Source organism: Marinobacter sp. (assembly GCF_048259445.1).
Classification (GTDB): domain Bacteria; phylum Pseudomonadota; class Gammaproteobacteria; order Pseudomonadales; family Oleiphilaceae; genus Marinobacter.
The window spans coordinates 29,389-50,263 of sequence record NZ_JBLXHQ010000018.1; the positions used below are offsets into that span (position 1 = coordinate 29,389).

General features: G+C 54.5%; 21 protein-coding genes. 13 read left to right on the plus strand and 8 right to left on the minus strand.

Features of this window, described 5'->3' with window-relative positions; translation table 11 throughout:
* Window positions 1-59 precede the first annotated feature (59 nt).
* From ACN0RL_RS13415 to ACN0RL_RS13475, 13 genes are all read left to right on the plus strand, one after another.
* Window positions 60-1,688, plus strand: coding sequence for a CTP synthase (locus tag ACN0RL_RS13415; protein ID WP_417517594.1), 1,629 nt, complete (start codon window positions 60-62; stop codon window positions 1,686-1,688).
* Window positions 1,689-1,690: 2 nt separating this feature from the next.
* Window positions 1,691-2,536, plus strand: a complete 846-nt coding sequence (kdsA, locus tag ACN0RL_RS13420; protein WP_417517596.1) for a 3-deoxy-8-phosphooctulonate synthase — start codon at window positions 1,691-1,693, stop codon at window positions 2,534-2,536.
* Between the two features lie 198 nt (window positions 2,537-2,734).
* Window positions 2,735-4,030: a phosphopyruvate hydratase gene (gene eno, locus ACN0RL_RS13425; RefSeq protein ID WP_417517598.1), complete on the plus strand. Its 1,296-nt coding sequence runs from the start codon at window positions 2,735-2,737 to the stop codon at window positions 4,028-4,030.
* A 205-nt stretch (window positions 4,031-4,235) separates the two neighbouring features.
* Window positions 4,236-4,508 carry a septum formation initiator family protein gene (locus ACN0RL_RS13430; RefSeq protein WP_417517600.1) on the plus strand — a complete coding sequence of 91 codons (273 nt, stop codon included), beginning with the start codon at window positions 4,236-4,238 and terminating at the stop codon, window positions 4,506-4,508.
* Between the two features lie 150 nt (window positions 4,509-4,658).
* Window positions 4,659-5,360, plus strand: coding sequence for a 2-C-methyl-D-erythritol 4-phosphate cytidylyltransferase (ispD, locus tag ACN0RL_RS13435; protein ID WP_417517602.1), 702 nt, complete (start codon window positions 4,659-4,661; stop codon window positions 5,358-5,360).
* 26 nt (window positions 5,361-5,386) lie between these two features.
* A complete protein-coding gene (gene ispF / locus ACN0RL_RS13440) occupies window positions 5,387-5,866 on the plus strand; it encodes a 2-C-methyl-D-erythritol 2,4-cyclodiphosphate synthase (RefSeq protein ID WP_417517604.1) in 480 nt (159 codons plus the stop codon).
* Window positions 5,863-6,960, plus strand: a complete 1,098-nt coding sequence (gene truD / locus ACN0RL_RS13445) for a tRNA pseudouridine(13) synthase TruD (RefSeq protein ID WP_417517606.1) — start codon at window positions 5,863-5,865, stop codon at window positions 6,958-6,960. The genes ispF and truD overlap by 4 nt, the downstream gene beginning before the upstream one ends.
* Window positions 6,961-7,017: 57 nt before the next feature.
* Window positions 7,018-7,788, plus strand: a complete 771-nt coding sequence (gene surE, locus ACN0RL_RS13450) for a 5'/3'-nucleotidase SurE (protein ID WP_417517608.1) — start codon at window positions 7,018-7,020, stop codon at window positions 7,786-7,788.
* 44 nt (window positions 7,789-7,832) lie between these two features.
* Window positions 7,833-8,441, plus strand: a complete 609-nt coding sequence (locus ACN0RL_RS13455; protein WP_417517610.1) for a protein-L-isoaspartate(D-aspartate) O-methyltransferase — start codon at window positions 7,833-7,835, stop codon at window positions 8,439-8,441.
* 74 nt (window positions 8,442-8,515) lie between these two features.
* Entirely contained in the window at window positions 8,516-9,436 is a 921-nt protein-coding gene (locus ACN0RL_RS13460) for a DUF368 domain-containing protein (RefSeq protein WP_417517700.1), read from the plus strand.
* 345 nt (window positions 9,437-9,781) lie between these two features.
* Window positions 9,782-10,570, plus strand: a complete 789-nt coding sequence (locus tag ACN0RL_RS13465) for a peptidoglycan DD-metalloendopeptidase family protein (protein ID WP_417517702.1) — start codon at window positions 9,782-9,784, stop codon at window positions 10,568-10,570.
* Between the two features lie 155 nt (window positions 10,571-10,725).
* Window positions 10,726-11,736, plus strand: coding sequence for an RNA polymerase sigma factor RpoS (gene rpoS / locus ACN0RL_RS13470; RefSeq protein WP_417517612.1), 1,011 nt, complete (start codon window positions 10,726-10,728; stop codon window positions 11,734-11,736).
* A gap of 219 nt (window positions 11,737-11,955) precedes the next feature.
* Window positions 11,956-12,531: a chalcone isomerase family protein gene (locus ACN0RL_RS13475; RefSeq protein ID WP_417517614.1), complete on the plus strand. Its 576-nt coding sequence runs from the start codon at window positions 11,956-11,958 to the stop codon at window positions 12,529-12,531.
* 67 nt (window positions 12,532-12,598) lie between these two features.
* Here ACN0RL_RS13475 and nth read toward each other — a convergent pair whose 3' ends face one another.
* From nth to metG, 8 genes are all read right to left on the minus strand, one after another.
* Window positions 12,599-13,237: an endonuclease III gene (gene nth / locus ACN0RL_RS13480; protein WP_417517616.1), complete on the minus strand. Its 639-nt coding sequence runs from the start codon at window positions 13,235-13,237 to the stop codon at window positions 12,599-12,601.
* A gap of 28 nt (window positions 13,238-13,265) precedes the next feature.
* On the minus strand, window positions 13,266-13,979 hold the full coding sequence (locus tag ACN0RL_RS13485) for an electron transport complex subunit E (RefSeq protein WP_417517618.1): 714 nt from the start codon (window positions 13,977-13,979) through the stop codon (window positions 13,266-13,268).
* Between the two features lie 2 nt (window positions 13,980-13,981).
* Complete coding sequence (gene rsxG / locus ACN0RL_RS13490) at window positions 13,982-14,683, minus strand: electron transport complex subunit RsxG (RefSeq protein ID WP_417517620.1); 702 nt, start codon at window positions 14,681-14,683, stop codon at window positions 13,982-13,984.
* A gap of 3 nt (window positions 14,684-14,686) precedes the next feature.
* The gene (gene rsxD, locus ACN0RL_RS13495; protein ID WP_417517622.1) at window positions 14,687-15,739 is read right to left on the minus strand and encodes an electron transport complex subunit RsxD; all 1,053 of its coding nucleotides are present in this window, start codon (window positions 15,737-15,739) and stop codon (window positions 14,687-14,689) included.
* A 21-nt stretch (window positions 15,740-15,760) separates the two neighbouring features.
* Window positions 15,761-17,590, minus strand: a complete 1,830-nt coding sequence (rsxC, locus tag ACN0RL_RS13500) for an electron transport complex subunit RsxC (protein ID WP_417517704.1) — start codon at window positions 17,588-17,590, stop codon at window positions 15,761-15,763.
* 8 nt (window positions 17,591-17,598) lie between these two features.
* Window positions 17,599-18,171: an electron transport complex subunit RsxB gene (gene rsxB / locus ACN0RL_RS13505; protein ID WP_417517624.1), complete on the minus strand. Its 573-nt coding sequence runs from the start codon at window positions 18,169-18,171 to the stop codon at window positions 17,599-17,601.
* A 15-nt stretch (window positions 18,172-18,186) separates the two neighbouring features.
* Window positions 18,187-18,768 carry an electron transport complex subunit RsxA gene (gene rsxA / locus ACN0RL_RS13510; RefSeq protein ID WP_417517706.1) on the minus strand — a complete coding sequence of 194 codons (582 nt, stop codon included), beginning with the start codon at window positions 18,766-18,768 and terminating at the stop codon, window positions 18,187-18,189.
* 64 nt (window positions 18,769-18,832) lie between these two features.
* Window positions 18,833-20,875: a methionine--tRNA ligase gene (gene metG, locus ACN0RL_RS13515; protein ID WP_417517626.1), complete on the minus strand. Its 2,043-nt coding sequence runs from the start codon at window positions 20,873-20,875 to the stop codon at window positions 18,833-18,835.

The following is a 20,875-nucleotide window of genomic DNA, read 5'->3' on the forward strand; positions in this document are numbered from 1 at the left end:
GTCCCATCTTGAGATGACAATCTCCCTCCTTCACAGAACCTGACAATCATGGAATCTGCATGACGCGTTATATTTTCGTCACCGGCGGTGTTGTGTCCTCACTGGGGAAAGGAATCGCATCGGCCTCTCTGGCTGCGATCCTTGAGGCGCGCGGCCTGAAGGTCACTATCCTCAAGCTGGATCCGTACATAAACGTGGACCCAGGCACCATGAGCCCGTTCCAGCACGGTGAGGTTTATGTCACCGAAGATGGCGCTGAAACCGATCTTGATCTTGGTCATTACGAGCGCTTCATCCGTACGCCGATGAGCCGCCGTAATAATTTCACGGCCGGCCGTGTTTACGAAGAGGTTATCCGCAAAGAGCGCCGCGGCGATTATCTCGGCGGGACCGTGCAGGTCATTCCCCATATCACCGATGAGATCAAGCGTCGCGTTGTTGAAGGTGCAGCCGGTGCCGATGTAGCTCTGGTTGAGGTGGGTGGTACCGTTGGTGACATTGAATCCTTGCCGTTCCTTGAAGCCTGTCGCCAGCTGAAGGTTGAAGTGGGCTCTGCGCGTGCGCTGTTCATGCACCTTACACTGGTGCCCTACATCGCGACTGCCGGCGAAATCAAAACCAAACCGACCCAGCATTCCGTGAAAGAAATGCGTTCTATCGGTTTGCAGCCGGACATCCTGCTGTGCCGCTCCGAACATGAAGTGGATATCAGCTCGCGTCGTAAAATTGCGCTGTTCACGAATGTGGAAGAGCGTGCTGTTATTCCGATGCGCGACGCCAAGTCCATTTACGCCATTCCCCGGATGTTGCACGAGCACGGCCTGGACCAGCTGGTGATTGAACGCTTTAATCTCGACGCTCGCGAAGCAGATCTGAGCGAATGGGATAATGTTGTTGAATCGCTGATGAACCCCGAGCAGGAAGTGACGATTGCCATGGTTGGCAAGTACATGGAACTGCTCGAAGCCTACAAGTCGTTGATTGAATCCTTGCTGCATGCGGGTATAAAGACCCGCACCAAGGTGAACATCAACTATATCGACTCTGAAGACATCGAACGTGATGGCACTCAGGTACTTGAAAGCGCAGATGCAATCCTGGTTCCTGGCGGTTTTGGCGAGCGTGGTGTAGAGGGTAAAATTCGCACGGTTCAATACGCTCGGGAGAACAAGGTTCCTTATCTGGGAATTTGCCTGGGTATGCAGGTAGCCGTCATAGAATACGCCCGCAACAAAGCCGGCCTGGTGGATGCACACAGCACTGAATTCCGTGAGCATACCCCGGAACCTGTTATTGGTTTGATTACCGAGTGGCTGGATGCAACTGGTGAACGCGAAGAGCGTTCAGATGACTCTGATCTTGGCGGTACCATGCGTCTTGGTGCTCAGGACTGTGTCCTGACCGAAGGCTCGAATATTGCCAATTGCTACGGCAGGAAAACCATTCGTGAACGTCATCGCCACCGTTATGAAGTGAATAATCATTTTCTGCCACAGCTGGAAGCCGCAGGCCTGCTGATTTCCGGTCGCTCTACCGATGGAAAACTGGTGGAAGTGGTGGAGGTTGCCGATCACCCCTGGTTTGTAGCGTGCCAGTTCCACCCTGAATTTACCTCCACACCCCGCGATGGCCATCCGTTGTTCAAGGGTTTTGTGGAAGCAGCGCTGGCGAACCGTAAGGAATCCTGAGAATGGCTCAGAACACCGTTACTGTTGCTGATATCGACATCGCCAACCACAAACCGTTCGTACTGTTTGGTGGCATGAACGTTCTGGAGTCCCGGGATCTGGCGTTTGAGGTCGCTGAGAGTTACGTTGAGGTTTGCCGCAAGCTTGGTATTCCTTACGTATTCAAGGCCTCTTTCGATAAAGCGAACCGTTCGTCGGTTAACTCTTTCCGTGGGCCCGGGCTCGATAAAGGCTTGCAGATACTGGCTGATATCAAGAGCAAGTACGGTGTTCCGATTATTTCTGATGTTCATGAAATGACACAAGCGGCGCCTGCCGCTGAAGTGTGTGACATCATTCAGCTGCCCGCATTTTTGAGCCGCCAGACCGATCTGGTGGTTGCCATGGCGAAAACCGGCGCGGCGATCAACATCAAGAAGGCCCAGTTTCTTGCGCCGCAGGAAATGAAGCACATCATCACCAAGTGCGCAGAAGCTGGAAATGACAGGGTTATATTGTGCGAGCGCGGTAGCAGTTTCGGGTACAACAACCTTGTGGTCGACATGCTCGGTTTTGGCATAATGAAGGCCATGAATGTGCCGGTTATGTTTGACGTGACCCATTCGTTGCAGATGCCTGGCGGTCGTTCAGATTCTGCCGGTGGTCGCCGCGCTCAGGTGACTGATCTGGCGCTGGCGGGTATGTCTCAGGGTTTGGCGGGCCTGTTCCTGGAAGCTCACCCTGATCCGGATGAAGCCAAATGCGATGGTCCTTGTGCCTTGCGCCTGAGCCAACTCGAGCCATTTTTGCAGCGAGTTAAGGCTGTTGATGACCTTGTGAAGAGTTTTAAACCTATCGATACCGCCTGATTGGCGGTTTTCGCGTTATAGGTACAAATTATGGGAGAGAGCGGGGCACGGCTTTACGAAAATGTGCGGAGCCATGGATGGCGGAGCCAAGCCCACATGGATGTGCTTGTAGCGGTTTTCGTAAAGCCGTGCCCCGCTCTCTCTTGCACCAGATTTTATTAATGCCCTTTGAAATTGAGAACCTGGAGACTCCCTAGAATGACCAAGATTGCCGACATTAAAGCCCGTGAGGTCCTGGATTCCCGTGGTAATCCCACGGTAGAAGCAGACGTGATCCTTGAAGATGGAACGCTTGGTCGTGCCTGTGCACCGTCCGGAGCCTCTACAGGCTCTCGTGAAGCGCTGGAGCTGCGCGATGGCGATGCGTCCCGTTACCTGGGTAAGGGTGTGCTGAAGGCAGTCGAAGCCATTAACGGCAAGATCAAGGATGCACTGAAAGGTAAAGATGCTGCAGACCAGCGTGGTCTGGATAATATCATGCTGGAGCTGGATGGCACTGAGAATAAAGCCAATCTGGGCGCTAATGCCATTCTGGCGGTATCCCTGGCAGCGGCTAAAGCTGCAGCGGAGTCTCTGGGTAAACCACTTTACGAGCATATCGCTGACATCAACGGCACCTCCGGCAAATTCAGCATGCCGGTGCCGATGATGAATATTCTGAACGGTGGCGAGCACGCGGATAACAACGTTGATATCCAGGAGTTCATGGTGCAGCCGGTTGCCGCCAAGAGCTTTTCAGAAGCTCTGCGCATTGGTGCCGAGATTTTCCACAGTCTGAAAAAAGTGCTGCAGGCTCAGGGCCTGAACACTGCGGTAGGCGACGAGGGTGGCTTTGCGCCAAACCTTCCGTCTAACGAGGCGGCTCTGGCAGTTATCAAAGAAGCGGTTGAAAAAGCCGGGTACAAGCTTGGTACCGATATTACTCTGGCTCTGGATTGCGCAGCGTCTGAATTCTACAAAGACGGCCAGTACGTATTGGCTGGTGAAGGCAAGAGTTTTGATTCTGCTGGTTTTGCCGATTATCTGGCTGGACTGGCGGAGCGTTTTCCGATTGTGTCCATTGAGGATGGCATGGACGAAAGCGACTGGGACGGATGGAAAGTACTGACCGACAAGATCGGCGAAAAAGTACAGTTGGTTGGCGACGATCTGTTTGTTACCAACACCAAAATCCTCAAGCGCGGTATCGATACCGGCGTGGGCAATTCCATTCTGATCAAGTTCAACCAGATCGGAAGCCTGAGTGAAACCCTGGACGCTATCAAAATGGCTCAGGATGCAGGATTTACGGCGGTTATTTCTCACCGTTCAGGTGAAACTGAAGATACAACCATTGCTGATCTTGCCGTTGCTACCTGTGCTGGCCAGATCAAGACCGGTTCTCTTTGCCGCTCTGATCGTGTTGCCAAGTACAACCAGCTGCTGCGTATTGAAGAGGCGTTGCAAGGTAAGGCGCCATACCGTGGTCTGGTCGAGATTAAAGGCCAGGGCTGAAATCAGTAGCCTTCACCTTTGCCCCTGAAGTCCGGGGTTCAGGGAATGGAGCATTAAGGCCGTCGTGTTCTGAATGAAATTTCAGTCACGATGGCCTTTTTGTCCAATTAGTTAGAAGAATTTGTTGCTAATCTACTCTAAGGTCTATACTTAGCGTCCGGTGTATGGTTTTTGATCGTTTAACTCGTGAACGGAATCGGTATTAATGAAGTTGCTCTGGGCTTTCATGGTTGTTCTCATTCTCCTTCTTCAGGTGCGCCTGTGGATTGGGGAGGGCAGCTTTGCGCAGGTCTGGACGCTGGAAAAGTCGATTGCCGAGCAGCGCGAGGAAAATGCCGAACTGGCTACTCGTAATGAGCGCTTGTATGCGGAGGTGCGTAATCTTCGCAATGAGCAGGGTGCGGTGGAAGAGCGGGCCCGGATGAATCTTGGGTTGATTCGCAACGATGAGACGTTTTTTCTTGTTGTTGAGCAGTGACTTCCGGGTTCGGAGCTCTGAGCGCCGGGTAGACCTTTCCCGGGAAACGCTACGAGCACATCCATGTGCGCTTGACGGTGGCCATCCTTGGCCACCGACATTCCCGGAAAAGATCTACCCGCCGCTCTCCAGGCCTTGTGCGGAAACCCTATGACTTCTCCACGATTCTGGTTGATTGTTCCCGCCGCAGGCATTGGTCAGCGCATGCAGGCTGAATGTCCCAAGCAGTACCTCCATATCAATAACCGTTTTATTCTGGATGTCACCCTTTCCCGGTTACTGGGTTCCGGCCTTTTTGCTGGTTGTATGGTCCCGCTTAATTCAGCGGATCATTGGTGGCCGGATACGGATGCCAGCAGCGATGACCGCATTCAGACCTGCACGGGTGGCGCGGAACGGGCGGATTCTGTTCTCTCCGCATTACACGCACTGGAGGAGCAGGTCGCAGCCGATGACTGGGTATTGGTTCATGATGCGGCTCGACCTTGTGTGCATCCGGCTGACCTTGAGAACCTTGTCTCAACTTTAGTGGATCACCCTGTGGGTGGTTTGTTGGCTGCGCCGGTTGCGGACACGCTGAAAAAAGCGGGGTCAGGTCAGCCGGTGGAGGTTATTGGAACCGTGGATCGCAGCCAGCTTTGGCGGGCGCTCACGCCTCAGATGTTCCGTTATTCGATGTTGGTCGAGGCGCTGGAGAAGGCTCTGGGCGAGAAGCAACCGATTACGGATGAGTCCTCTGCCATGGAGTTTTCCGGTAACATGCCCGTTCTGGTAGAAGGGCGGTCGGACAATATCAAGATTACCGTACCTGCTGATCTGGACCTTGCTGGTTTTATTCTCAGCCGGTTCTGACTTTTCTGGTTTTCCCGGAGTAAATTATGCGAATTGGTCAGGGCTTTGATGTTCATGCCTTCGGCGAAGGCGATGCCGTTATTCTTGGCGGCGTCTCCATACCTTACAGTCAGGGGCTGAAAGCCCATTCTGATGGCGATGTGCTTTTACATGCGCTGGCAGATGCCCTTTTGGGCGCGGTTGCCCTGGGTGATATTGGCCATTTTTTTCCGGATACCAGCGCGGAATGGGCTGGTGCGGATAGCCGTGATCTGCTGCGCCGGGTTGTGGCCCGGGTATCAGAGGAGGGCTTTGCTGTCGTGAATGTTGATACTACGATCATCGCCCAGGCACCCAAAATGGCGCCCTATATCGAGCGCATGCGTTTGAATATCGCTGAGGACCTTGGTATCCCGGCCAGCTGTGTAAGCGTAAAGGCGACCACAAGCGAAAAACTCGGGTTTACTGGGCGTGGTGAGGGTATAGCGTGTCAGGCAATGTGCCTGCTTGAGCAGGTGGCACCGTGAGTGAGGCGGAAGCAGGCGCAGCAGGCTGGCGCCTGGACTGGCCCGTGTCAGCAGGAGCGCGTGTAGGCAGCGCTCAGCTGAAAACCGTGCCGGAAGACTTCCGGGTTTGTGAAGTGCTGGAGGCGTTTCCCGAACATACGGACCAGTCCCTTGTTGCCGGCGTTGCCGGTGAAGGCGAGCATTTGTGTTTGCGCCTGGAGAAAACCGGTGACAACACGGAGTTTGTCGCTGGAGAGCTCGCTACCCTGGCTGGCTGTCGATCTTTTGATGTGGGGTTTTGCGGGTTGAAGGATCGCCACGCGGTGACCAGCCAATGGTTCAGCCTCTACAGGCCCGGTATGATGGAGGACGATGCCGCATTAATCGGGCAGATCTCGGCGCGCTGGCCGGTAAAGTCAGCCTGTCGCAGTGTGCGAAAACTTCGTCGCGGGGATCATCAGGGAAACCAGTTTACGATAAGGCTTCGGCAGATCAGCGCTGATCGTGATGTTGTCGAAAGCGCGCTGGAACGACTGAAAATACAGGGTGCACCCAATTACTTCGGCCCTCAGCGTTTCGGTTTTGGCGGCGCGAATCTGGACCGTGCTGTTCATATTGATCCTGCGGCGCTGAATCGTCGTGGCGGACAGGGCAAGGGCCGGGGGCGAGGCCGGGGTGGCAGCAGGTCTGGCGGTGGCAGAGATGACCGGAAAAACGTATTGTATTTTTCGGCTGCCCGCTCCTGGCTTTTCAATGAGGTTCTTGCGTCGCGGGTGGCTGAAGGAAGTTGGCAGGCTCCGCTTCCTGGCGAGCCAACTGAGGCTGCAACGGGGCCTTTGTGGGGCGATGGAGGCACGAGTGCCAGTGGCGAGGCTGGGCAACGTGAACATGAGATAGTGGCACAGTCGCCAAAACTGGCTTCGCTGTTCATGACGACTCGAATGAAGCCTGAGCGGCGCCCTCTGGTTGCTGTGGCAGAAGGCCTAAGCTGGTCCTGGCTGGATGATGGTGCTCTGGAGCTCGATTTTTTTCTGAAGCCCGGTCAATACGCCACTACGATTTTGAGTGATATTTTTGAGCTAGAGGACGTCAGCCTCGGCCATCATAAAAAATAATACGGCCAGCGACGTTTTGGCCAGTGGTTTACTGGATAGCATGTTTTGGAGAGTACTGTGCGCATTCTGTTATCGAACGATGACGGTGTTCATTCACCGGGGCTTGTAGCCCTTTACGAAGGTCTCAAAGGCCTGGGTCATCTTGAAGTTGTAGCACCCGACAGGGATCACAGCGGCGCAAGCAACGCTCTGACGCTCAACCGCCCCCTTACGGTTGAACAGCATCCCGGCGGTTTCCGGTCTGTCGACGGTACGCCCACAGACTGTGTGCACCTTGCTGTTAACGGCCTTTTTCGTGAGCCGTTCGACCGTGTAGTCTCAGGTATCAATACCCATGCCAATCTGGGTGATGACATCATCTATTCCGGCACGGTAGCGGCTGCAACTGAAGGTCGTCATCTCGGGTTGCCAGCCATTGCAGTCTCTTTGGTAAGTGAGGGACGTAATCATTTCGACACAGCTGCCAGAGTCGTGCGCATGCTTCTGGAGACTCCGCAGCCTTTTGTTCTGGGGCCTCGTTCTATATTGAATGTGAATGTGCCCGATGTGCCCTGGAAAGAACTTGCCGGGTTTCGCGTTACCCGGCTTGGTGACCGGGAGCGCGCCGAGGGCGCTGTTCCGATGACGTGTCCGCGGGGTAAGGAGCGCTACTGGATCGGTGCAGCAGGGAAAGGCGGTGATGCCGGTCCGGGAACCGACTTCCATGCTGTCTCGCAAGGGTACGTTTCACTTACGCCTGTTCACATAGATATGACTCGTCACGAAGCGCTTGTTTCTCTCAGAAACTGGGCCGACTCCCTGCAGGCCTCCATGGGGGACAGTGCGTGAGTGGTGAGCTTCAGGGTATCGGGATGACATCCCGGAGAACACGCATGCGCCTGGTGCAACGCCTCAAAGAATCCGGCATCGAGTCAGATCGCGTTCTGGATGTCATGGGGCAGGTGCCGCGCCACATTTTTCTGGATGAAGCCCTGTCGCACCGGGCCTACGAGGACACGTCGCTACCTATTGGCTATGGTCAGACGCTGTCCCAGCCCTATATCGTCGCTCGAATGACCGAACTGTTGCTCAGGCATGAGCCCGCCAGAGTGCTGGAGCTGGGCACAGGGTCAGGCTACCAGACCGCTGTGTTGTCACAGCTTTTTGAGCAGATTTACAGTGTAGAGCGGATCAAGCCCCTTCAGGATCGTGCCCGCGAGCGGCTACGGCAGCTCAATATCCGTAACGTTATGCTCAAGCATGCGGACGGAGGCATGGGGTGGCCGGAAAGGGGCCCGTTTGATGGCATTATTGTTACTGCCGCTCCGATGGAGATTCCAACCGAGTTGCTGGATCAGCTAGCTGATGGTGGCGTGCTCGTGGCACCGGTTGGTGAAGAGCATCAGGTGCTTGTGGAGGTGATTCGCAACGGTGATCGGTTTGAGCGTCGTGAGTTGGAGCCGGTTCGCTTTGTGCCTTTATTGGGCGGAGTTGTCCGTTGATCAACCAGGCAAAGAAAACCAGCACGCAAATCAGTGGCCGCGAACACCACCCCGCCTCGGTGTTCTTACGAGGCATGGCGATGGGCGCAGCAGATATAGTTCCGGGTGTTTCCGGCGGTACCATTGCATTTATAACAGGTATTTATTTCAGGTTACTTGAGGCGATCAATGCTGTGCCGGGAGCCGTGTTCAGAGAACTGTTCCAGGGCAGGCTGAAGGCTTTCTGGCAGGCCTGTGACGGCACATTTCTCAGCTTACTGCTCGCGGGCATTCTCCTCAGTGTTGTTACCCTGGCATCTGCCATCAGTTTCCTGCTGGACGAATATCCGATTCTGATCTGGAGCTTTTTTTTCGGCCTGATTATTGCGTCTGTCCTTCATGTCGGCCGCCAGGCAAGACACTACCGTGCACCTCTGCTTGTTCCTCTTGTTGCTGGCGTTGTCGTCGCGTGGTGGATTACAACACTGTCTGGTGGCGATATTGAGCCTTCCGCTCTGACCTTTTTCGGCGCCGGAGCTTTGGCAATATGCGCGATGATCTTACCCGGTATTTCCGGTAGTTTTATTCTGGTCATCGTGGGTATGTATGCTCCGGTTCTAGCGGCTATTAAATCTTTTGATGTCATGGTGTTACTGTTGTTTATGGCAGGTTGTCTGGTTGGCCTGCTGTCGGTAGCAAGGCTGATTACGTGGGCTTTTCACAAATATCATGATCCTGTGTTGGCTCTGCTTACCGGTTTCATGATTGGTGCACTGAATAAAGTATGGCCCTGGAAAGAGGCTCTCAGCTGGCGAACCAACAGCTCTGGCGAACAAGTGCCGTTGAATGAAGTCAGTATCAGCCCCGGGGCATTTGCGGACATTACTGGTCTGGACCCCCAGATTTCAACAGCAGTTATAATGGCTATTGCCGGTTTTGCTCTTGTATTGCTGGTCGAGTGGGTTGGTGGACGCAACCAGAAAGCTGCGCAGCCGGTATCCGATAATGTCGGGTGACGCTTCAACACCTCCTCGGCAACCCATCAGGAACTCCGTGTTACCTTTATGGGCAAACTGTTGTTCCCGCCCGTAACAAAGATGACGGCGGGTAACAGGAATGGGTTCAGAGTAACTTGGATTTGAATCCAAAATGTGCAATAAATTAGCGAGTTACTTTTAAAACTTCAGGATTTTCTTTGAACCGATTCAGGGCTTATACAGATTACTCCTAACCGGGCCGGTGTTATTCCAGTGAGATTACTACGTGGGTCAGCTCATGCCGCATTGTCGGCCTCCCCGCGGTTCCGCTTTGGTGCCCACCCGTCTGCCTGTGCACCTGTAACTGGCAAGTTCTGGTTCTTTCTGACGGCTTTCTTTTTTCTGTCCGGTGCGTTGAGTGGTTGTAACACTCAGGCGCTTCATCAGGATGATATTTACAACCCGCCGGTTTACTGGGGGCGCCATGTCGTCCGCCAGGGCGAGACCCTGTACGGCATTGCCTGGACCTACGGTCGCGATTATCAGGAGCTGGGCAGTGCTAATGGAATCGGCCCTCCCTGGACGATCCGCGCCGGGCAGGTACTCCGGCTGGACCGTCGCGGCAGCGTTTCGTCCAGTAGCAGTCGCGTTTCGGCAAAGGCCTCCAGGCCACCTCAGAACACATCTGCCCGGGCACCGGCCGCCAGATCCCCTGGCTCAGCGACAACTGCCCGGAAACCCGCGGTCACCCGGGGGCCGGATAAGTCTGCTCCGCTGGCTTCACGCACGCAGACGGTAGCCAGCATTCCGTGGCGCTGGCCACACTCTGGCACCGTAATTGCAGGATACTCTGCATCCGGAAAAGTCAATAAAGGCGTTGATATTGCCGGAAAAGCCGGGGATGCTGTAAGGGCTGCTGCAGACGGAAGTGTGGTCTACGCCGGCAACGGTTTGCTGGGTTATGGCAATTTGATTATTGTGAATCATAACGAGCATTATCTGAGTGCATACGCTCATAACCGGAAGATTCTGGTTAGTGAAGGGGAGGGAGTAAAGGCCGGACAGGTCATAGCAGAACTCGGCGGCAGTGGTGCGGAGCGTCCGATGTTACATTTCGAGATTCGAAAAAATGGTAACCCGGTTGATCCAACTCATTATCTGCCACCACGCTAATGATGGATGCCGGGCTTAAAACAAGAAGAAATGATGGCAACAGCGCATAAGCTGGCCATTGAAGAAGTCCTGAAGAGAAAAGAAGTAACCAATGCCCGCAACAAAAAGAAGTATCGGGCGAAAATCCAGGATTGTTGAAAGGCGGGGCAAGAGATATGTCAGCAGAACAAGAAGATATTATTGTTGATCGTATTACAGACGTCGATGGCATTACGAACGTTGATGAATCTGAGGATCAGTTACTCGCAGAAGAAAAAACCGATAAGAGCGCCCCTGAGGCTGCCGAAGTCGATGAAGGGTTTCCTTCCCAAAGGCGTTATTACAGCAGTTCGAAGCAGCTGGACGCCACTCAGCTTTATCTCAACGAAATTGGTTTCTCACCACTTCTGACCGCGGAAGAGGAAGTCTATTTTGCACGTCTGGCGCGCAAAGGTGAGGACTCCGGCCGTAAACGGATGATTGAGAGTAACCTGCGGCTGGTTGTAAAAATTGCCCGCCGCTATGTGAACCGTGGGTTGACGTTGCTTGATCTGATCGAAGAGGGAAACCTCGGGCTGATCCGTGCGGTTGAAAAATTTGATCCGGAGCGGGGCTTCCGCTTCTCCACGTATGCAACATGGTGGATCCGCCAGACGATAGAGCGGGCGATCATGAACCAGACCCGTACTATCCGTTTGCCCATTCACGTAGTAAAAGAGCTGAACCTTTACTTGCGGGCAGCTCGCGAACTTACACAAAAGCTTGATCATGAGCCTTCGGCGGAAGAAATCGCAAGGAGTGTCGACAAGCCGGTTAATGACGTCAAGCGTATGCTGGGCCTTAACGAGCGCGTTGCCTCCATGGATACGCCGATCGGCGCCGGAGGTGAGAAGTCTTTGCTGGATACGGTGGCTGACGAAGGCGCCTCTGACCCTGCAGATGTATTGCAGGACAACAACATGTGTGCCTGCCTTGGGAAATGGATAGACCAGCTGAGCGACAAACAGCAGGAAGTGCTGTCCCGGCGGTTTGGTCTGAGGGGCTATCCTGTCAGTACGCTGGAAGAAGTCGGACAGGAAATAGGTCTGACCCGTGAGCGGGTTCGACAGATTCAGGTAGAGGCGCTGCGACGTTTGCGTGAAATCCTCGAAAAAGAAGGCCTGACTGGAAACCTGCTGTTCAAATAGCCTTCCTGACATAACACCCTGAACGCCGGCCATGTTTCATGGCTGGCGTTTTGTGTTTTAGTGGTTCTGCAAAAGTATCTCCGAAAAGTAACCGTGCAAATGAGAACCAGGTTGCGACTCGCCCCTTTTGGTCATTGTTAGAATAGCGGCGCCGGGGGCTGCGGACTTTTACCTGGTGACGAATGAACTCTCATAATAATGACTAAAAAGGAAAGGACGATGAAAAAGGCTTTTTTGAAGGGTTTGGCATCCTTGATGCTGGCCACCACACTATCGGCTCCTGCTTTCGCGTTGACCGTTGAAGGTGTTGATGTCCCTGAGACCTACAAGGCAGACAGCACCGAGCTTGCCTTGAACGGTGCGGGCACTCGCTCCAAGTTTTTCATGGATCTTTATATAGGCAGCCTTTATGTGCCTCAGGCACAACAGGATGGCAATGCGGTTATTGAAGCCGATGAACCTCAGGCAATTACACTGCATATTATTTCCGGCATGATCACCAGTGACCGTATGACAGAAGCAACCATGGAGGGCTTCGAGGCTTCTACGGGTGGTGATATGGCTTCCGTTCAGGCGGAAATTGATCAGTTCATGTCGGTATTCAAAGAAGAAATTAAAGAAGGTGACGTATTTGATCTGGTCTACGTGCCAGGTGAGGGCGTCAAGGTGTTGAAGAACGGTGAGCAAAAAGACATTGTTGGCGGCCTTGAGTTCAAGAAAGCCTTATTTGGTATCTGGCTTTCTGCTGAGCCGGCTCAGAAGAGTTTGAAGAAAAAAATGCTGGGTCAGAGCTGACAGGGATTTATTGCTTGTGTCAGAAAAGCCGGCAAACGCCGGCTTTTTCGTGGCTGGAACGGATCTTTTATTGATAATCACTTTTATGTTTGAACTCGCAAAGATCCTCAATAGTACAGGCGCCGCAGCGGGGTTTGCGCGCTACGCAGGTGTAACGCCCGTGCAGGATAAGCCAGTGATGGGCATCCTGAAGAAACTCTTTCGGCACCAGCCGCATCAGGCGTTTTTCCACTTCCACAACATTCTTGCCCGGAGCAATGCCGGTGCGGTTGGATACACGGAAAATATGAGTGTCTACCGCCATGGCGATCTGGCCGAACGCTGTGTTCAGAACCACATTGGCGGTTTTTCGGCCGACCCCCGGAAGGGCTTCAAGGTCCTCACGGTTGTCCGGCACAATGCTGTTGTGTTTTTCAATCAGTATCCGGCAGGTCTTGATAACGTTCTCTGCCTTGCTGTTGAATAACCCGATGGTCTTTATGTAACTCTTCAGACCGTCCAATCCGAGCGCAAGTATGGCCTCCGGCGTGTTAGCGACAGGATAGAGCTTGTCAGTCGCCTTGTTGACGCCTACATCTGTAGCCTGCGCAGAGAGGATAACCGCGATGAGCAGTTCAAACGGGCTGCTGTAGTTCAGCTCGGTTTCCGGATGAGGGTTGGCCTCCCTGAAGCGGGAGAATATTTCAATACGCTTGGCTCTGTTCATAGTGTTTTGTTACGACTCCGGCCGCAGGTCATGAGACGTTCCCGGTAACACGCACGCGTTTGCTGCCGGGCATTGTCACTGGCTCAGCTACTTTCTGGCGTTCCTTTAAATGATTGTCGATGCCGTTTTTCAGGGCGATCAGCAAACCAAGACCAACGAAAGCGCCGGGTGGCAGCACCATGAACAGCATATCCGGGTAGTTGGCAAACGGCTCTATTACCCAATCGGCAGCCATGGGGCCGAGCAGCAGGTGCATATCAACGAACAGGGTGCCCTGGCCAATGAGTTCCCGCATGCCACCGAGAATCACCAGTACTATCAGAAAGCCGGCGCCCATCATTGCGCCATCAAGCAGTGCAGGGCCGGGAGCGTTGCGTGAGGCAAATGCATCGGCACGGCCAAGAATGGCGCAGTTGGTAACGATCAGAGGGATGAAAATACCGAGAATCTGGTAAAGCTCGTAAGTGTATGCCTGCATCAGCAACTCGGCACAGGTAACGAAGGAAGCAATAATCATTACAAACGCCGGCAGGCGCACGGATTCGCCAACAAAGTTCCGGATCAGGGAAACCGCCAGATTGGAGCCCATCAAAACCATCAGGGTTGCCAGGCCCAGGCCGATGGCGTTGACTACTGTGCTGGTGACGGCAAGAAGAGGGCACAAACCCAGTACCTGAACCAGCGCCGGGTTGTTGTTCCAGAGACCGTCACGGATGATTTCACCGGAAGTTTTTGTCGCCATGATCAGGATTGCTCCAGGTTCAGGGATTCGTCTGTCAGATCCCCGGGGGTGACTTCAGGGCCTTGCCCCAACGGGGTTTTGTTCAGTTGGGCCCGGATAACCTGCTGGTTCTTCCGGAAATAAATCAGCGATTTCTGTACGGCTTTTACCACAGCCCGAGGAGTAATGGTGGCGCCGGTAAACTGATCAAATACCCCGCCGTTCTTTTTGACATTCCACTCCCGTGGCGCCGGATTGCCCAGAGAGCGCCCCTCGAAGTCTTTTACCCAGTCGGACTTTCGGGTTTCAATCCGGTCGCCTAGCCCCGGAGTTTCCTTGTGGCCAATAACCCTGACACCGAGAACCGTACCTTCAAGGTCAATACCTACAAGCAGCTTTATAGCGCCTGAATACCCGTCAGGCGCAACGGCGGGCATGATCATACCAACCGGTTGCCCGTTCTGACGCGCGACCCAGACTGTCACCTTTCCCTCTACTGCCAGCCGATCGCTGGCCGGGAGAATCAACGTATCCCTGAGCATGTCGTTGTCATGCGCGCTTTCCGGGATGATTTCAAAGAGCGCTTTGGCTTCTGCTCTGGCGGCCTGCTCTGCGATGCGCTCGTCGGTCAGCGCCTGGGTAACCGCAATGGTGCCACCGGTAATAACAGCAAATAGCCCCAGCCCGATGGCACTACGGCGAATGGATTGAATCATGGTCGCCATGGCTCAGCTCCTGCCCCGGCCGGGCAGTCCTCGTCGGGCTTTGTGGTGGCCGTAGGTTCTCGGCGGCGTGTAGTGGTCAATAAAGGGTACGGCAAAGTTCATGAGCAACACGCTGAACGCCACGGCATCCGGATAGTTCCCCCAGCTTCGGATCAGATAAATGAGCACGCCGATTCCCGCTCCGTAAATCAGTTTACCCTGATGACTGGTGGCTGCGGAGACCGGGTCAGTTGCGATAAAAAATGCTCCGAGCATAGTGCCTCCGGCCAGGAGGTGCAGTGATAACGGAGCATACTGATCCGCATTGCTGCCAAATGCCAGGCTCATGGCGACCAGTGCGCCCAGAAAAGCGGCCGGAATGTGCCAGGTGATGATCTTCAGGCCGATGAGTACAAGCCCTCCGGCCAGAAAGGCCGCGTTGACCCACTCCCACCCTCTGGCAATGCCCTCGCCGAACGTGGGGTGCACCAGAACCTCTTCCGCGGTATGGGTGGCAATCTTGTGTTTGTATTCGTCCAACGGCGTTGCCATCGTCCAGCCATCAATGGCTGTTTGCTGCCCTGATGCGATGGCTGCCAGGGTGTCTCCAAACCCGGGAGCCTTGTCCCAGATCAGTGCAGGCTCTGCCCAGTTGGTGGTCATGGCAACCGGGAATGAAATCAGCACCAGAGCGTAGCCCACCATGGCAGGATTGAACGGATTGGAGCCCAGTCCGCCATAGAGCTGTTTGGCTATCACTATCGCTGAAATGACCGCCACTGCCGATACCCACCAGGGCGCAAACTGGGGTAAGGAAAGCCCGAGCAATAGCCCGGTTACCGCAGCGGTGTTGTCTTTGAGTACAAACGCTATTGGCTTGCTGCGCAGCTTGAGAATGGTAGCTTCCGATGCCAGAGCAATGGCAATGCACCATACAACGTTGATCAGGTTGCCCCACCCGAAAAACAGGGTCTGTGCAAGCAGGCCAGGTAATGCTGCGAGTATGACCCATAGCATCACCTTCGATGTCGGGCGCGCATTGTGAGCATGGGGTGAGGACTGTTGAACAAACGCCATTTAGATCGGGCCTGATTCGGGTTATTCGATGGACTGGGATTCGGTTCGGGTTGCCGGCGTTTTGCGAGCGTCCGCCAGAGCTTCTTCTGCCCGTTTTACCCTGTCGTGATTCTTGGTGACAGCACGTTCGAGTTTTTCTATGTTGTCTGCTTGCTGCGCTTTCGCGTCTTCAAGCATGGTCTGCATGGTGTCCAGTTTGGACTGTGCCTGCCCCAACTGTTTCTCCAGTGCTTCAACGTCGGGCTTTTCCGACGCTGCGCCTGCTGATACAGCTACCTGCGCCTTTGCAGCTTCACTACTGGCTTTTTTACGCGCCAAAGCCTGTTCAACCAGTGCAGAGCCTGCCGCCCGCTCGTCGACAGCTCCTCCGCTGGCGGCAACCCGCTCAGCTTCCGCCTTCTTTTTGGCCTGGGCTTCCGCAGCGGCTTTCGCACGTTCCTTGCGCCGCAATTCTTTATCCAGCTGCTCTCGTTCAAGCCTTTCCTGACGGGCCTCAAACCGCTCTCTGGCCCGGTTCGCTTTAAGCTGTTCTGCACGCTGAATGCGAATCTCGCCTTTCGCATAGCGGTAGTATTGCACGAGCGGAATCGAGCTCGGGCACACATACGAACAGGCACCACATTCAATGCAGTCGAACAGGTTCAGGTGTTCTGCTTTTTCAAACTCGGCGGCCTTTGCATGCCAGAACAGCTGTTGCGGCAGCAATTCCATGGGGCAAACTTCGGCGCACTGTCCGCAGCGGATGCAGGCCTGCTCGGGCGGCGGCGCGGGTAGCTCGCTTGAAGTTGCCGCAATAATGCAGTTACTGGTCTTGATAATTGGCACCGCTGTGGTCGTCAGCGTGTAGCCCATCATCGGGCCGCCGAGAACCAGGCGGCTGACACGGTCTTTTTCTAGCCCGGCCTGCGCGAGAAGATAATCCACAGGCGTACCCAGTAAAACATCAAAATTGCCTGGCTTTTGAAGCGCCTCACCGGTGAGTGTGACAATGCGTTCTATCAGAGGTGTGCCTTCAAAGATGGCCCGGGAAACCGCGACGGCAGTTCCGATGTTCTGGCACATAACGCCGATATCGGCCGGGATACCACCACTGGGTACTTCCATCCCGGTCAGAATCTGGATCAACTGCTTTTCGCCACCGGAAGGGTATTTGGTCGGGATAACAGCGATTTCAATTTTTGTGCCCTGTATGGCTTCACGCAGTGCTGCCGCAGCTTCCGGTTTGTTGTCTTCAATTCCAATCACGCACCGCTCAGGGCGCAGGAGCCAGGCCATTACTTTCAGCCCGGCAATAACCTCGTCGGCTCGCTCGCGCATGGTCATGTCGTCGGCGGTAATGTAGGGCTCGCACTCAGCGCCATTCAGAATCAGTGTGTCGATTTTCCGATTCTGGCGCGGTTTCAGTTTGATGTAGGTGGGAAAACCCGCGCCACCCATGCCGGAGATACCGGCTGAGTGAATGGTATCCAGAACCTGGTCCCGGTCGAGTTTGCGATAGTCGCTGAGCGGATAACGCTCGCACCACTCATCCTTGCCGTCCGGTTTCATGACGATGCATTTATCCGCCATGCCGGAAGGATGTGGCACCGGGTGGTTACCGATGCTTTCAATGACTCCCGATGTCGGAGCATGCACCGGAACGCCCATACCATGGCTGACATCGGCTATTTTCTGGCCTTTCAGTACTGTGTCACCAACCGCAACAACGGGGTCTGCGGGTTCGCCAATGTGTTGTTGCAGCGGAAGCACCAACTGCCCGGGAATGCCTGCAGGCTGAATGGCTCGGGCGGTTGAAAGCTCCTTGCGCTCCGCGGGGTGAACGCCGCCACTGAAATCCCAAAGCTTGGTGATCGGGAGCATCAGGCGTTGGCCTCCTGCCGGTCTGTTGCAATAATCTCTGGTGCTGGCTGAGCCCAGCCCCTGATATCGGGTTCAATGGTAATCATGTCGATACAGTCAACAGGGCAGGGTTCTACGCAAAGATCACAGCCTGTGCATTCGCTTGCGATAACTGTGTGCATATGTTTTGCGGCGCCCAGAATAGCGTCCACCGGGCAGGCCTGGATGCACTTGGTGCAGCCGATACACTCATCTTCCCGTATCACGGCAACGCGCTTTGCCTGTTCTACGCCGTGCTCGGCATCCAGCGGCTGTGGTTCTACATCAAGCAGATCTGCCAGTGCCTTGATTGTGGACTCTCCGCCAGGGGGGCATTTGTTGATTGCGCCACCCTCTGCAATAGATTCGGCATAGGGGCGACAGCCGGGAAACCCGCACTGGCCACACTGGGTCTGGGGCAGCACGGCGTCGATCTGTTCCACCAACGGGTTACCCTCAACCCGGAACCGCTCGGAGGCAAAGCCCAGCAAGCCGCCAAACACCAGAGCGAGGCCAAGCAATACCAGAACGGCGATAAGGATGCCTGTCCACATAAAAACGTGTCTCCGTTAAACGCTGACCAGGCCGGTAAAGCCCAGAAACGCCAGTGACATCAACCCTGCGGTGACCATGCCTATGGCTGCACCCCGGAAGGAAAGGGGGACATCGGCCACGGCAATACGTTCGCGCATTGCAGCGAACAGCACCAGCACCAGCGAGAAGCCGACGGCAGCGCCAAAACCATAGAGTACTGATTCAACGAAGTTGTTGTTTTTATTAAGGTTAAGAAGTGCTACGCCAAGTACCGCGCAGTTGGTGGTAATCAGTGGCAGGAAAATTCCCAGCACACGATAAAGCAGAGGGCTGGTTTTTCGAACCACCATCTCTGTGAACTGAACCACCACCGCAATCACGAGGATAAAGGTGATGGTTTTCAGAAACGCCAGATCCAGAGGCTCCAGCAGGTAGGTGTAGGCAAGATAGCTGCACACCGATGACAGTGTCAGCACAAAGGTTGTTGCCAGGGACATGCCCATGGCGGTTTCCAGCTTGCCGGACACACCCATGAAGGGGCACAGGCCAAGAAACTGAACCAACACGAAGTTGTTCACCAGAATGGTGCTGACCAATATCAGTAAATATTCTGTCATCATCGCGTCGTTATCATCGTATCGTCGTCATTTCGCCATCGGTGCGCTCTGTCCCGGTCGCTGTTTACATCACCCGCATACCGGGGGTCGCGCCCGAATCCGGAGACAGGATAAAGATATCCTTGCCACCCGGGCCCGCTGCCAGAACCATGCCTTCAGACATGCCGAACTTCATTTTTCTGGGCTTGAGGTTGGCGACCATTACCGTGAGGCGTCCTTCAAGATCCTCAGGGTTGTAAGCAGACTTGATACCAGCAAACACGTTTCGCTCGCCATGCCCCAGATCAAGCGTCAGGCGAAGAAGCTTGTCTGCGCCTTCAACAGGTTCCGCTTTGACTATTTTAACGACTCGAAGATCCACTTTCGCGAAATCATCAAATTCTATTTCATCGGCAATCGCTTCGCTCTTTTCGGATTGGGCGGGCTCGGCCGGTTTGCCAGTCGCAGCAGGCATCTCTTCTTTTGAGGCATCCAGCATTTTTTCGATCTGGGCCATGTCCACCCGGTTCATCAAAGGCGTGAACTTGTTGATGAGGTGGTTTTCCAGTCGCGCACTGCGGTTGTTCCAATCCAGCTTCGCGTTCAGGAAGTCTTCTGACGCCTTGGCCGTTTCCGGCAACACCGGGGCGAGATACGCCATCAACAAGTGGAACATGTTGAGGGCGTTGGTACAGATGGCCTGGAGCTTTTCGTCCTGACCTTCCTGCTTGGCAACGACCCAGGGCTGCTCATCATTTACGTACTGATTGGCGATGTCTGCCAGTTCCATGATGCGGCGCATGGCACGGCCAAATTCCCGGGCCTCGTAGAAAGTTTCCAGCTCCTGACCGGCTTCGATGAACTCTTTCAGTTTGTCGTGCTCAGTCACCTCGCCAAGCTTTCCATCAAAGCGCTTGGTGATAAAACCGGCACTGCGACTGGCAATGTTGACCACCTTGCCCACCAGATCCGAGTTCACTCTGGCCGCAAAGTCTTCCAGGTTCAGATCCATATCGTCCACGCCACCGGTAAGCTTGGCGGCAAAGTAATAACGCAGATATTCCGGATTCAGATGATCCAGATAGGTACGGGCCATGATGAAGGTGCCCCGGGACTTGGACATCTTTTTGCCATTGACCGTTACGAACCCGTGGGCCCAGACTGCTGTTGGTGTGCGGAAACCCGCCTCGTGCAGCATCGCGGGCCAGAACAGCGCGTGGAAGTTAATAATGTCCTTACCGATAAAGTGATAAACCTCGGCGGGGGAATCTGCCTTCCAGAAGTGCTCGAAATCAATATCTTCCCGATTACACAGGTTTTTGAAGCTCGCCAGGTAACCAATGGGTGCGTCCAGCCAGACATAGAAAAACTTGCCGGGCGCATCGGGGATTTCAAAGCCGAAATAGGGCGCATCACGGCTGATGTCCCATTCCTGAAGGCCCGCGTCGAGCCACTCAGCCAGTTTGTTGGCTACCTGTGGCTGCAGCGCACCGCTGCGCGTCCAATTGGTCAGGAAGTCCGTAAATTCCGGCAGTTTGAAAAAGTAGTGCTCTGACTCCTTCTCAATCGGCGTGGCGCCGGAGACAGCAGAGCGCGGATTGATCAGCTCGGCAGGTGTGTATGTTGCACCACAGGCCTCACAATTGTCGCCATACTGATCGTCGGTTTTACACTTCGGGCAAGTGCCTTTGATAAACCGGTCCGCAAGAAACATGTTCTTCTCGGGATCAAAGAATTGGGTAATCATACGGGTCGCGATCTTCCCGTTTTTCAGCAACTGACGGTAGATGTATTCGGAAAAATAGCGATTCTCTTCCGAATGGGTGGTGTAGTAGTTATCAAAGCGGATGTGAAACCCGCTGAAATCCTGCTGGTGCTCCTCACGAATCCGGTCGATCAACTGCTCGGGTGTAATACCCTCCCGCTCGGCACGAAGCATAATGGCGGTGCCATGGGCATCGTCAGCGCAAACGTAGTAGCAGTTCTGGCCTCGCATGTTCTGATAGCGCACCCAGATATCTGTCTGGATGTATTCCAGCAGATGACCCAGGTGAATGGGGCCATTGGCATAGGGCAGGGCGCTGGTAACCAGAATATCGCGCTGTTGCTTTGAACTCGCTTGCGTCAT